The organism is Nocardia sp. NPDC023733 (genome assembly GCF_040639775.1).
In the GTDB taxonomy this organism is placed as follows: Bacteria; Actinomycetota; Actinomycetes; order Mycobacteriales; family Mycobacteriaceae; genus Nocardia; species Nocardia rosealba.
Genome location: NZ_JBFAAN010000003.1, coordinates 542,854 through 555,364, shown reverse-complemented (window position 1 = coordinate 555,364; position 12,511 = coordinate 542,854). Strand labels below are relative to the sequence as shown.

At 69.9% G+C, this 12,511-nt stretch carries 8 protein-coding genes; 6 read left to right on the top strand and 2 right to left on the bottom strand.

The genetic code is table 11. The features are described from left to right. Positions 1–65: 65 nt before the first annotated feature. The 4 genes from AB0F86_RS17990 to AB0F86_RS17975 all read left to right on the top strand — a co-directional run bounded on the left by AB0F86_RS17990 (position 66) and on the right by AB0F86_RS17975 (position 6,565). Complete coding sequence (locus tag AB0F86_RS17990; protein WP_356985488.1) at positions 66–533, top strand: universal stress protein; 468 nt, start codon at positions 66–68, stop codon at positions 531–533. A 57-nt stretch (positions 534–590) separates the two neighbouring features. Continuing rightward, the gene (locus AB0F86_RS17985) at positions 591–1,709 is read left to right on the top strand and encodes an isochorismate synthase (RefSeq protein WP_356985487.1); all 1,119 of its coding nucleotides are present in this window, start codon (positions 591–593) and stop codon (positions 1,707–1,709) included. A 67-nt stretch (positions 1,710–1,776) separates the two neighbouring features. Beyond that, complete coding sequence (locus AB0F86_RS17980; RefSeq protein WP_181698846.1) at positions 1,777–1,947, top strand: DUF2613 domain-containing protein; 171 nt, start codon at positions 1,777–1,779, stop codon at positions 1,945–1,947. 34 nt (positions 1,948–1,981) lie between these two features. Next, on the top strand, positions 1,982–6,565 hold the full coding sequence (locus tag AB0F86_RS17975) for an alpha-(1->3)-arabinofuranosyltransferase family protein (protein ID WP_356985561.1): 4,584 nt from the start codon (positions 1,982–1,984) through the stop codon (positions 6,563–6,565). A gap of 78 nt (positions 6,566–6,643) precedes the next feature. Here the strand turns inward: AB0F86_RS17975 and AB0F86_RS17970 are convergent, their stop codons facing one another. Further along, positions 6,644–7,807: an acyltransferase gene (locus AB0F86_RS17970; protein ID WP_356985486.1), complete on the bottom strand. Its 1,164-nt coding sequence runs from the start codon at positions 7,805–7,807 to the stop codon at positions 6,644–6,646. Positions 7,808–7,916: 109 nt separating this feature from the next. Between AB0F86_RS17970 and AB0F86_RS17965 the strand changes: the two genes are divergently transcribed. After that, positions 7,917–9,107 (top strand): DUF3068 domain-containing protein, encoded by a 1,191-nt coding sequence (locus AB0F86_RS17965; RefSeq protein ID WP_181698849.1) that lies wholly within the window; start codon positions 7,917–7,919, stop codon positions 9,105–9,107. Positions 9,108–9,132: 25 nt separating this feature from the next. Here the strand turns inward: AB0F86_RS17965 and AB0F86_RS17960 are convergent, their stop codons facing one another. After that, entirely contained in the window at positions 9,133–10,314 is a 1,182-nt protein-coding gene (locus tag AB0F86_RS17960) for a polysaccharide biosynthesis protein (RefSeq protein WP_356985485.1), read from the bottom strand. A 232-nt stretch (positions 10,315–10,546) separates the two neighbouring features. Here AB0F86_RS17960 and AB0F86_RS17955 point away from each other — a divergent pair, with 232 nt between their 5' ends. Then, positions 10,547–12,457 carry a hypothetical protein gene (locus AB0F86_RS17955; protein WP_356985484.1) on the top strand — a complete coding sequence of 637 codons (1,911 nt, stop codon included), beginning with the start codon at positions 10,547–10,549 and terminating at the stop codon, positions 12,455–12,457. Positions 12,458–12,511: the final 54 nt, after the last annotated feature.

Below are 12,511 nucleotides of genomic sequence, written 5' to 3'. Positions count from 1 at the left end.
CAGGTTCGGTTCAAGCGGCAAATGGCCGGGTAACCTGGGGGAAAGACCCTGCGCAGGAGGTCGTCATGCCGTGCGATCGGATGCTCATCGCCTACGACGGTTCCGAACATGCCAAGCGCGCCGTGCAGTACGCGGGCCGGTTCCTCTCCGCCGAACGCGCCATTCTGCTCACCGCCTGGGAACCGATGGTCCGCCAGGCCGCCCGCATCTCCGGGCTCGCCGGGGTGATGCAGCCGGAATGGGTGCCCGACGAGGAGATCGAGGACATCGCCTACACCGATGCCCGCAAGATCAATGCCGAGGGCGTGCAGCTGGCCAAGCAGGCGGGTATCGATGCCGAGGCGCGAACCGTTGAGTGCACGACAACCATCTGGAACGCCATCGTCGACTGTGCCGACGAGCTCGATGTGGACATCATCGTCGCAGGTACACGTGGTACTACCGGCTTACGTGCACTGCTGCACAGCAGTGTGGCCGAGGCGGTGCTCAAGCACGCGCACCGGCCGGTGTTCCTGGTGCCGCCCGAGCACTGAGAGTTGCGTCGCTCTCGCGGTTCGGCGGTGGGTACCCGGCGTTATGGTCGAAGCACTATGAACCGATTTCTGCTGGCCCGGCCGGACGCGGTGCTGCGCGCCGAGGGGGTGCGCGCGCGTTTCGCCGATCCCACGGCGGCGGTCGCGGCGCTGCGCGGGTGGCGCGACGGCGGATCGGCCTGCGACGGGGCACCTGGGTTGGTCGTCGGCGCGTTGCCGTTCGATCCCCGTGAACCCGCCGCGCTGTGGCAGCCCGAGACCGCCCTGCACACGACCGGACCATGGCGTCCGGCCGCGCTGCCGCCGTTGCCGCAGATGCGCGTTGTCGCCCGATCACCCAGTGCGGCAGAGCATGTGGCGCGTGTTCGGAAGCTGGTGGAACGGCTGGCCGATCCGGCCGACGAGTTACGCAAGGTAGTCGCCGCGCGCAGCGTCGTCGTCGAAGCCGATGAGCCGTTGGATCCCGAAGTGCTCGCGGGGTATCTGCTGACCAGGCATCCGACGGCCAATGTGTACGCGGTCGACCTGTCGGTGGCGGGCCGGGCGGCGGAGACACTGCTCGGTGCCACGCCCGAGGTACTGGTCACGCGCCACGATGATCGCGTGAGCCTGCATCCGCTCGCGGGCACGTTGCCGCGCCTGCCCGATGCCGAAGCCGACGCGGCGCAGGCCCGTAAGTTGTTGTCCAGCAGCAAGAACAACGACGAGCACGGATTCGTCATCGAGTGGATCCGGCAGCAGCTGGCGCCCGTGTGCGCTGAACTGCACATCCCTGACGGGCCCGAACTGCTGAGCACCGAACAGGTCTGGCACCTCGCCACCCCCATCAGCGGGGTGTTGCGTGACCCGTCGACCACCGCGCTCGAGCTGGCGCTGCTGCTGCATCCGACGCCCGCCGTGAACGGCACCCCCTTCGCCGCGGCGCTCGACGCCGTCACCGCCGACGAACAGCGCGGTTTCTACGGCGGGGCCGTGGGTTGGTGCGACAGCAACGGCGACGGTGAATGGGTGGTCGCCATCCGGGGCGGGGAACTGTCGGCCGACCGGCGCGTCCTGCGGGCGAGCGCGGGCGGCGGGATCGTCGCCGACTCCGATCCGGCCGAGGAACTGGCCGAGACCACCGCCAAATTCCGCACTCTGCTCGCCGCCCTGCGTTGCGAACTGCCCGAACGCTGACCTACCGGCGCACACCTGCTAGGTTGGCCACCAGACAGGCCCCGACGTCGACGTATTGGAGTGCGCGATGAAGTTTGCTGTTCCGGCTGTTGCCAGCGCGGTCGGCGGCGCCCTGCTGAGCGCGATCGCCGTCTTCGCAATCACGGCAGCGGTGCAGCAGAACTCGGCTCCCTCGATCGACCGCAGCGGTGACAAGGACTCCTCGCTGCTCAACGCTCCTGAATACGGCAGCCGCTGACGCGCAGGCCCGTGCGTCGCGCCCCTCGGGGCACCTGAACAAGGCGCCACTGGGCTGGCGCTGGTTCGTCGGCTCGGTCGTAGCCGCCTTCGTCCTGACCTTCGCGCAGGCGCCCGGCCTCACCGTCGCCGACACCAAATACGACCTCGCCCAGAACCCCCTCGGCTTCCTCGCGCGCGCCGCGCACCTGTGGAGCAGCCAGGCGCCCATGGGTCAGGTGCAGAACCAGGCCTACGGCTACTTCTTCCCGCACGGCGCGTTCTTCTCCGCAGGTCACCTGCTGCATGTGCCCGCGTGGGTGACCCAGCGCGTCTGGTGGGCGCTGCTGCTGCTCGCCGGATTCTGGGGCATCGTCAAGCTCTGCGAAACGCTCGGTATCGGGGCGCGCGGGTCGCGGGTGATCGCGGGTGTCGCGTTCGCGTTGTCGCCACGGGTGCTCACCACGCTCGGGTCGATCTCCTCGGAAACGCTGCCGATGATGCTGGCGCCGTGGGTGCTGCTCGCGCCCGCCGCGCTCGGCGTCGCACTGCGCGGTAAGTCCACGCGGGTCGACACGGCGCCGGAAAGTCCGCGGCCCGACAGTCCAGGCCACAACGCGCCGGACGACAGCGTGGTCGAGCCTGTCACCACCGGCACTGCGGCGAGCGCGGTCGGGAACGCCGAGCCCGGCGAAGTCGGTCGCCTGCGTGGCCGAGGGGTGCGGGTCGGTCGCGGCTCGGTTGCGTCTGGACCCACACGCGGCGGAATGCTCTCGCCCGCCGGCAGTGCGCTCGCGCTCGCGTTGATGGGGTCGGTGAATGCTGTCGCGACGGTGGCCGCGTTCCTGCCCGCCGCGCTGTGGTGGGCCTCCTACCGGCCGAATCGGCGGTGGTGGCGGTTCACGCGGGCGTGGATTCCGTTGCTCGTGCTCGCCACGTTCTGGTGGGTGGTGCCGCTGCTGCTGCTCGGGAAGGTGAGTCCGCCGTTCCTCGACTACATCGAGTCGTCGGGGGTGACCACACAGTGGGCGGCGCTGAGCGAGGTGCTGCGCGGTACCGACAGCTGGACGCCGTTCGTGTCGCCCGAGCGGATCGCGGGGGCCGTGCTGGTGACCCAGCCCGCCGCGGTGCTCGCCACCGGGCTGCTCGCGGCGGCGGGAATGGCGGGGCTCGCGCGGTCGTCGATGCCGTATCGCGGGCGGTTCGTGCTGATCCTGTGCGTGGGATTGGCGGGTATCTGCGCCGGGTATGTCGGCACGCTCGGTGGGCCGTTCGCGGAATCGGTGCGGATCTTCCTCGACTCCGGTGGTGCGCCGCTGCGCAATGTGCACAAGCTCGAGCCGCTGATCCGGTTGCCGCTGGTGGTCGGGCTCGCGCACCTGCTCGGCCGGGTGCCGCTGCCCGCGTCGGTGCCGATGCCGGTGTGGCGCAATGCTTTCGCCCATCCCGAGCGCGATCGTGTCGTGGCCGTGGCGGCCCTGGTTCTGGCCGCGCTCACCCTCGCGACCTCGCTGGCGTGGACCGGCAGGCTCGCCCCGCGGGGCGCCTACGACCGGGTGCCCGCCTACTGGACCGACACCGCGCGATGGCTGGCCGACAATGCCGCCGACACCCGTGCACTCGTCGTCCCCGGGGCGCCCTTCGGCAGCCAGATCTGGGGACTCACCCGTGACGAACCACTGCAGGCGCTGGCGAGTACCCCGTGGGCCGTGCGCGATTCGGTACCGCTGAATCCGCCGGGCACCATCCGCGCCATGGATTCGGTGCAGCGGCTCATCGCCGACGGTCGACCGTCGACCGGGCTGGCCACCACCTTGGCGAACCAAGGCATCGGAATCGTGGTGCTGCGCAACGACCTCGACCCGGAGACCTCCCGCTCGACCCGGCCGATGCTGGCGCACCAGGCCATCGAGGGTTCGCCGGGGCTCACCAAGGTCGCCGAATTCGGCTCGCCCATCGGACCGCGCGCCGACGACGCCGGGCTGGTCGTCGACAACGACCTGCTGCCGTCGTACCCGGCCATCGAGATCTACCGGGTTGACCCCGCGACGCCGGGCACGCCGACGCAGGTGCGCAGCGGCACCGGCGCGCCCGACTCGATCCCCGGCGCCTACACGGTGGGACTCGACTCGGTGCCCGTCGTGCGCGGCGGACCCGAGGTGCTCGAGCGTGTTCGTCGTGACGGGGCAAGCGCCCCAGTGCTTCTCGAAGCCGATGCCGCGCGCGCCGGACTCCCGGCCGAACCGGTGCTGCTGACCGACACACCCATGGACCGGGAATCGGATTTCGGGCGGGTGGACAACCACAACTCCGCTGTCCGCGCTCCGGACGACGCTCGCCGAACCCACAACCTCGTCCCCGACTACCCCGTCGACGGCACCGAACTCGTCCGTGGCCAGTGGTCCGGTGCGAAGGTGACCACCTCGAGTTCGGCGGCCGACGCCACCCAGATCGGCGGCGCGGCGCCCGGCAGTTCCACCGCCGCCGCCGTGGACGGCGATCCGAGCACCGCATGGATCAGCAACGGCGCGGAATCCGCACTGGGACAGTGGCTCCGGCTGGATCTGGACAAGCCGATCACCAGCGGTTCGCTGCAGTTCACCACGACCGCCGCCGCGCTCGGCGATCCGGTGAAGTGGGTGGAGGTGCGCACATCGCGTGGGACGGTGTCGGCCCGGATCACCGAACCCGGTGCGCCGGTCACCGTCGCCCTGCCCGCGGGCCGCACCGAGTGGGTGATGATCACCGCCGCGCGCACCGAAACCGGCACCCGCGGTGGGCAATTCGGTATCAGCGAGCTCACCCTCGACGACTATTCGGTACGCGAGGCACCGGTACGCGTCGATATCCGGCATCGAGTCGTGCTCCCCGATGTTCCGGCGGGCACCACGGTGACCGGCTGGGACCTCGGACAGGAATTCCCCGGTCGCACAGCGTGTTTCGATGGGCCTCTGCGGGTGCACTGCAGCAAGGGGCTCGGCCTGCCCGCCGAGGAACCCGGCGTCTTCGGGCGGACGCTTTCGGTGCCCGAACCGATGCGGGTGAGCACCGATCTGACCGTGCGCACCCGGCCCGGACCGGCTCTGGAAGCGCTGCTCACCGACCCGACCAGGCCGATCGCGCGCGGTAAGGCCGATGTGGCCGACCTGCGCGGCGCCGCCTTCGCCGCCACCGACGGCGACCCCCGAACCACCTGGACCGCACCGGAAGCCACCGTCCGCGGACTCGCGGGCGCCAAACCCACACTGGTGCTGGAACTTCCGGAACCCGCGCTGGTGACCGGGCTCGACATCACCACAGCCCTCGGCGGCCTGCCCGCCACCGCCACCTCCGTGCTGGTGAACCTCGGCAACGGGCCGCAGATGCGCGAGCTGCCCGAACGCGAACACGGCGAACCGGCACGGATCTCGCTGCACCCCACCGTCACCGATCGGGTCGAGGTGAGCATTCAGCAGTGGAACGAGGTGCTCGATCGCACCGCGCTCGGCTTCGTCCTCACCCAACCGGCCGGTCTCGCCGAAGTGGAAGTACTCGGCCCCGACTACCCGGCCCGCGCACCCGGCGACCGGCTCGTGACCATCGGCTGCGAGGCCGGGCCGGTGATCGCCATCGGCGGGCGCGCAGTGCACACGACCGTCACCGCGACCGCCGACGAACTCCGTTCGGGTGCACCGGTTTCCGCACGTCCCTGCGAATTGGACGCGGCCGATATCGAATTGCTGCCCGGCAAGCCCGACCTCACCGTCGTGCCGACGGAACTGTTCACGGTCGACCGAATTCGGCTGCCGCGCCCCGATCTCGCGGCCGCCCCGGTCCTCGGCGGGACAAGCGATTCTTCCGAATCGAGCCCTGGCGGCGAGAACAGCAGTAGGGGCGATCCCGCCGGCCCGGCCGAAGAGAACAGCACTGCCGGCGGGCCCAGCGAGCCGATCGACGAGAACAGTGCGGCTGACGCGCCAGCGAGCCCGACCGACGTCGACAGCTCAACCAGCGAATCAGGCGCTCGGGGTTCAGCCCCCACCCGCGATGCGACCCACGAAGGCCCCGCTTCGCCGGCAGCCGATCCGACGAAGGCAGGCTTGCTGGTACTGCCGTTGAGCACCAACGTCGGCTGGGAAGCACACACCTCCGACGGGCAGCTGCTGAAGCCCGTCGTGGTCGACGGTTGGCAGCAGGCTTGGCTTGTTCCGGCGGGGACGAGCGGGGAGATCACTGTGTCGTTCCCGGACGACCGGTGGTACCGGCTGGCGATCTTCGGTGGCCTGCTGCTACTGATTCCACTTGTGCTACTTGCCATTCCGCGTCGGAGACCGGTTCCCGACGTCGGCCCCGCACCGACCACCTGGGGTACCCGCCCACTTGCCGCGCTCGGACTCGCCGGTGCGGTGGCGGTGGTCTCCAGTCCGTTCGGGGTGGTGTGCACCGTTGTCGCGGTGGCGTGCAGTCACTTCCGGCCCGCTGTGACGAGTCGGGTGCTGCCCTGGGTCGCCGGTGTCGGGACGTTGGTCTCTGTGGCGGCGTTGTCGACCGGCACGTGGCGGTCGGGGGTTACCTATATGGGTGGCTCGATCTGGGCGCAGGCACCCGCGGTCATCGCTGTTGTCGCGGTGGGAGTCGCCGCACTTCCTCGCCGGCGCTGACCTGAGGCCGGCCGACTCCATCGGGCCGGACGGGCCGTACGACAGGCGGGATGTCGCCCGACAATGCCGCTCACCGGCTCAGACGCGGGCGGTTTCTTTCACAGCCCTCCGCTTGTCCCAGCGCCGGACCAGTCGGCGCGCGGGTTCCTCGATCAGCGCGTAGCTGGCGGCCGCCAGTGGCAATGTCAGCGCGGTGGTGAGCACGAGGACATACAGGAAATTGCCGCTGAACGGCAGCAGGCTGAACACCGGGAACACCATGGAGAGCACGACGAGGTGCCACAGGAACACACCGTAGGACCACCGGCCGAGCACCGCCGCCGTGCGCGATTCCAGCCAGCGATGCGGTGGCGCGTCGGCCGGGCGCAGCACCAGCGGCGCCAGCAGACCGAACCCGATGATCGCCCCGAGCAGCATTTTCACCGCGTACTGCCACGGCTCGGCACGTTCCAGACCGGCCGGTCCGCCGAACTCCGTCGCCGAGATCAGGAACGCGACCAGCGCGAAGCCCCACATCAGCGGCTGATTCGCCAGCAGCTTCGGCCAGCGGGCATCGGTGCGCAGGCGGTAGATCAGTTCGGCGAGCAGCATGCCCGCCGCGAACCACGGGATGTAGGCGGGCAGCCAGTTGTCGGCGTGGATGGCGTCGGGTGTCGGCACCGGCCACAGGTTCCACGTCAGGCTCACCGCGGCCAGCGCGCACAGCGCGGGGACCCGCCACCGCGCCGACGGGCCACGCAGCCGGACGAACGCCAACGCGAGCACCGGAAGCACCAGGTAGAAGGCCACCTCCACCGACAGGCTCCACATCTGGGTGAGGCCGTCGGTGAGTGTCAAGGGGACGAACACCTGCAGCAAAAACAGATTCGACACCCATACCCGCAGGTTCGCCGTCTGCGCGGCGCCGGGCAGCAGCACGAGCACGAACACCACGACGGCCCAGTACGCGGGCATGATCCTGGCGAAACGATGCAGCAGGTACCGACCCGTCGACGGCGCCGCACCCACCCCGTGCGCGGCCGCCGCGTGCGGACGCCACAGCAGGAAACCCGACAGCGCGAAGAACACCGCGACCGCCATGTCGAAGCGCTCCAGAATCGGCCCGAGCACCGGTGTTCCGGATGCCGCGGTCTGGAAAGCCACATGGGTGACGAGCACGCCGAGCGCCGCCATCCCACGCATTCCTTCCAGGGCGGGGATGAAGGTGCGCGGCGGCGGAACGGGGGCGTGCGGGCTCGTCATCGGGGTCCAGTCTGCCGTGTCGGCGATTTAGCGGGCACAGCGCCGCCTTCCGTCGTCATGGGCTGTTAGTGTCGGCTCAATCCGTGTTCGAACGACGAGGAGAGTTTGCATGGCACTGAGTGCCGGTACCAGAAGGACGGTCGCCTGCGTGCTCGTGGGTCTGGGCGCGGCATTGCTCGTTGCCGCGCTCATGATCCCCACCTACACCGTGAGCAAGGTGGCCAAGACTCCGCTCGACCTCGAGATCACCACCATCGCGGAGAACCAGCCGGGCGAGGACAGTCTCGTCCTCGACTCCAAGTCGCTGACCTCCGGTGACGGTCCGGCCGTTGTCAACAAGAACGTGCCGCTGATCTCGCAACGTTTCGTCACCGTCGAGGAGCCCTCCGACGCCGACAAGATGACGCTGCAGGCGGGTCAGACGCTGCGCCGCACCGATGTGCAGGGTGACACGGGCCTGCTCACCGCGGCCATCGACCGCGTCACCATCTCGCGCACCACCGGCATGCCGGTCGACGAAGAGCCCAACGGCTCCATCGCGGTCACCGTCAACAAGGACGGCAGCGTGATGGAACCGGTGCAGCACACCGGCATCGGCTACCGCTTCCCGATCGGCACCGAGAAGAAGACGTACCCGTACTTCGACATCAACGTGCGAAAGTCCTTCGACGCCAACTTCATCGAAGAGACCGAGATCAACAGCACCAAGGTGTACCGGTTCCAGATGATCGCGCCGGTCACCAGCACCTGGGACGTGGTGCAGTCGCCGACCAACCGGCTCACCCTGCCCGCCGCCAAGTGGGGCGTCACCGACGTGCCCGCCGACGCGCCGGTCACCATGACCCGCTACTACACCAACGTGCGTGACCTGTGGGTCGAGCCGGAGACCGGCACCGTCGTCAAGGGTGGCGAATCGATCCACCTGTTCTACGCGCGCACGGCCGACAAGCCCGAGGTGACCGCGCTGAAGTCGCACATCGTGTTCGACGAGTCGACCGTCGAGTCGCAGCTGGCCATCGCCAAGGAGAACACCGACAAGCTGTCGCTGTTCGGGCGCGTCGTGCCGATCGTGCTCGGCATCCTCGGCGTGATCGCGCTGCTGGCCGGCCTGTTCCTCGGCCTGCGTGGTGGTAGCGCCCCGGCCCACGCCTCGCCGCGTGGCACCCGGCCGACGCCTGCGCCCACGGCCGCCGATACCGGTGCCACCCGCTGGGACGGCGACGAAGCGCCGACCACCCAGTTCCCGCGCGGTGACTACGATTCGCCAACCGAACAGATCGACACGAACAAACGCCCCTGAGGCAAGCGGTTCACGACGGCCCCGGTCACCGACCGGGGCCGTCGTCGTTTCGCGCGGTGCGCAGCACGACCAAGGCGACGATCGTCGTGGTGACGGCGGCAACGCAGACCGCGATGCCGATGAGCGAACCGATGCTGTCGGCAAAGGCGAGCATCAGGGCGACCTCCACGGCCAGACCCACCCAGGTGACCATCGCCAGGCCGGTGCGTTCCACCGCGATCGCCGACAGCAGCGCGCCCTGCAGGACTGCGAGCATGGCGCCGTGCAGCGCGAAAATCCACAGCATGCCCTGGATGGGCGCGTAGTCCTGACCCGCGAACAAGGGCGCGAGCGGGGCGGCGAGGGCAGCGCCGACAACCGCGACGATGCCGATCAGCGACAGCACCGACAGGGCGTCGCGGATGGCGCGGGCCGAATGCGTCGGCTGGGCCATGCGTGGGTACAGCACAACGCCCACCGCCTGCGGGAGCCAGAAGGCGATCTTGGTGGCGATGGTGCCGAGGGAGTAGCGGCTGGCGTCGGCGTCATCGAGGACGATGCGCACGACGATCAGGTCGGCCGAGGACAGGGCCATCAGCGCGGCCTGCACTTGGACGGCACGCAGGACCGGGAGGACACCGATCGCCTGCTCGTGTGGTTCGACGGTAGCGGCTCGCCCACCGATCGACAGGTCTGCTGAATCGCTCGCGGTAGCCGACCGAACGATGCGGCCCGCGACCGACGCGGCGGCGACGAGTCCACACGCCGCGGCGAGCAGGGCGCCCGCCGAACCGCCGCCGAGGGCGAGCGCGATCAGCGCGGGTGCCACGCGAGCGGTTCCCGCCAGCGCGAGCACCGTCGCCAGGGCGCGGAACTGGTTGGCGCCCTGCAGGATTCCCTGTTCACCGGACAGGATCACCAGGGCGGGCGCGGCGCCGAGCGCAGCGGCCGAGGCCAGCACGCCGACGTGCAGCACCGTCGCGACGACCGGGATCAGCACCACCGCGACCGCCGCGACCAGCGCCGCACACCGCCACTGCATCGCCCGCACCGCGCGCAGACCGGCACCGCGCACCACTTCGCGCGCCACCACGTTCTGCATCGCCAAGGCGGGCACCGCGCACAACAACTGGACCGCGAGCAGACTCGCGAACTCGCTGAAGCCGGCCACACCCAGCCAGCGACCGGCCAACATCTGCAGCAGGTAACCGGCGACATTGGCGGTCATCGCGCCGGCCGTGACCCAGGTCAGATCGGCAACAACAGGGGGGCGGCGGACCGAAGACACGCCCCATCGTCGCACCTCGTCGCCCATGCGGTGGGCGGTACCCCGAAATGTGAGTCCGAGCGGACTCACCCTGAGCCGTTCGGGTTCGGGGCACTCCTTCGTCGCGCCCTCCGGTCAGGCCGGATCAGGGCGGGCCCCGCTGCGCTCCCCGCAGCATCTAGGGTGCTCTGATGTGACAGGTAGCGCGAGGCTCTGGGTTGCCGCGTACTGCGCGCTCCTCACGGCTGTGATCGTCGGCCCGCTGGCAGGCTCCGGGTACCTGCTGCTGCGCGACGCGGTGAGTACCCCGCGCTCCTACCTGACCGACTCCGCACTCGGACTCGGCGCGGCCGCACCCCGCGCGGTGCCCCAAGACGCCCTGCTCGCGTTCCTCTCTCCTGCCGTCGACGGCGGCATCCTCGTCAAAACCATCCTGATCGTTTCCCTGTGGTCGGCAGGCTACGGCGCCGCCGTCCTCGCCCGCCGCTTCGTCGGCGCGACCACCGGCCCCCAACTCGTCGCCGCGACCCTGGCCCTCTGGAACCCCTTCGTCGCCGAACGCCTTCTCCAAGGGCATTGGAGCCTGCTCGCGGGATATGCGGCATTGCCCTGGGTGGCGTTGGCGGCAACGCGTCTGCGCGAGCCGGACGTCGATTCGTCAGTCGGCGTCGGGTCGTACGGGCACGGCCACACCGAGGCGAGCCTCGCCCGTGGTACAGAGTCGACCGCCGAGTCCGGCAGCGGCAGAGGATCATCGGGCAGCCTCAGCGAGGTCGACTCGGCACGTGCGAGTGGTACGTCCGGGTCGATCTTCGGACGTGCATGGAGCGATGTTCAGGCCCGCCGTTCCCGGGCGGGAGCACGTGTCGGTGCGTGGGCTGCGCTGGTCGCGGCGTTCGCGGCAGCCGGGTTGACGCCGACCGGGTCGTTGCTGGCGGCCATCATCGGACTGGCACTGATCGGGTGGCGGAAGATGCTGCCCGCGGGCGTTCTGTGGGTGCTCACCTGTGCGCCGTGGTTGACGGCGACCGCATTGGGAGCCGGGGCCGAGCCGTCGGATCCCGAGGGGGTATCGGCGTTCGCGGCGCGGGCGGAGCCGTGGTTGGGGACGTTGGGGAGCCTGGCCGGGCTCGGGGGGATCTGGAACGCGGAGGCGGTTCCGGGCAGCCGGACAACGCCGGTGGCGTTCGTCGCCACGATGTTGTTGCTCGGGATAGTCGCGCTCGGAGTGCGGGCGGTGTGGCCGCGGGGGCACCGGGCGCTGTTGATCATCGCGGTGGTGGCCGTGGTCGTGCCCGCGCTCGGTGCGACCAGCGGGGGGATCGCGGTCGGCGAATGGTTGGTCGTGCACGTGCCCGGTGCGGGGTTGTTGCGCGACAGCCAGAAATACGTGGCGCTCGCGATGCCCGCGTATGTGTTGTGTGCGGCGGCCGCCTGCACCACCGTGCTCACCTTCGCCCGCAGGTTCGCGCCGACGAGCCAAGACGGCGTACGAACCGGAACTGCCGCTGTCGCAACCCTTTTCATCGGACTGCTGATTCTCCCTCTCCCCGACCTGGCCTGGGGCGTCGGCGGCGAGATGCGCCCCGTCCACTACCCCGCAGGCTGGGAGAAGGTCGTCGAACACATCGACGCACCGGGCGATGTAGCCGTGCTCCCCGCAGGCATGTTCCGCCGATTCCCTTACAGCGGAACAGCTCCCGTCCTCGACCCCGCCCCCCGAATCCTCCCCGACGACGTCCTCCAAACAGGCGAACTCCGCGTCCGAGGCTACGCCGTAGCAGGCGAAGGAAACCGCGCCCGCACAGTCGAAACCGCTCTACTCGAAGGCGCCCCCGCCACCGACCTCGCCGCCCTCGGCGTCGGCTGGATCCTCATAGAACGCACCACCCCCGGCCCCCTCGGCGCCTCCCAATCCACCCTGACCACAACCCAACTCACCTACGAAGACCCCGACCTGGCCCTCTACCGAGTCCCCAACCCAACCCCCACCGACACCGCAACCCCCACCCAACGCCGAATCTCCGCCACCGCCCACCTCCTCTGGGCCACCCTCCTCCTCGGCGCGCTCCTCACAGCCACCCTCCGCCGAAACCCCAACTGACGGAGCGTCATCCGGCGAGCCCTGCCGAAGCGGCTGCCGAAGACCTACCTCTGG

Coding starts and splice junctions, on each gene's coding strand:
- AB0F86_RS17990 (WP_356985488.1), top strand. CDS start 66: ATGCCGTGCGATCGGATGCTCATCGCCTACGACGGTTCCGAACATGCC.
- AB0F86_RS17985 (WP_356985487.1), top strand. CDS start 591: ATGAACCGATTTCTGCTGGCCCGGCCGGACGCGGTGCTGCGCGCCGAG.
- AB0F86_RS17980 (WP_181698846.1), top strand. CDS start 1,777: ATGAAGTTTGCTGTTCCGGCTGTTGCCAGCGCGGTCGGCGGCGCCCTG.
- AB0F86_RS17970 (WP_356985486.1), bottom strand. CDS start 7,807: ATGACGAGCCCGCACGCCCCCGTTCCGCCGCCGCGCACCTTCATCCCC.
- AB0F86_RS17965 (WP_181698849.1), top strand. CDS start 7,917: ATGGCACTGAGTGCCGGTACCAGAAGGACGGTCGCCTGCGTGCTCGTG.
- AB0F86_RS17960 (WP_356985485.1), bottom strand. CDS start 10,314: ATGACCGCCAATGTCGCCGGTTACCTGCTGCAGATGTTGGCCGGTCGC.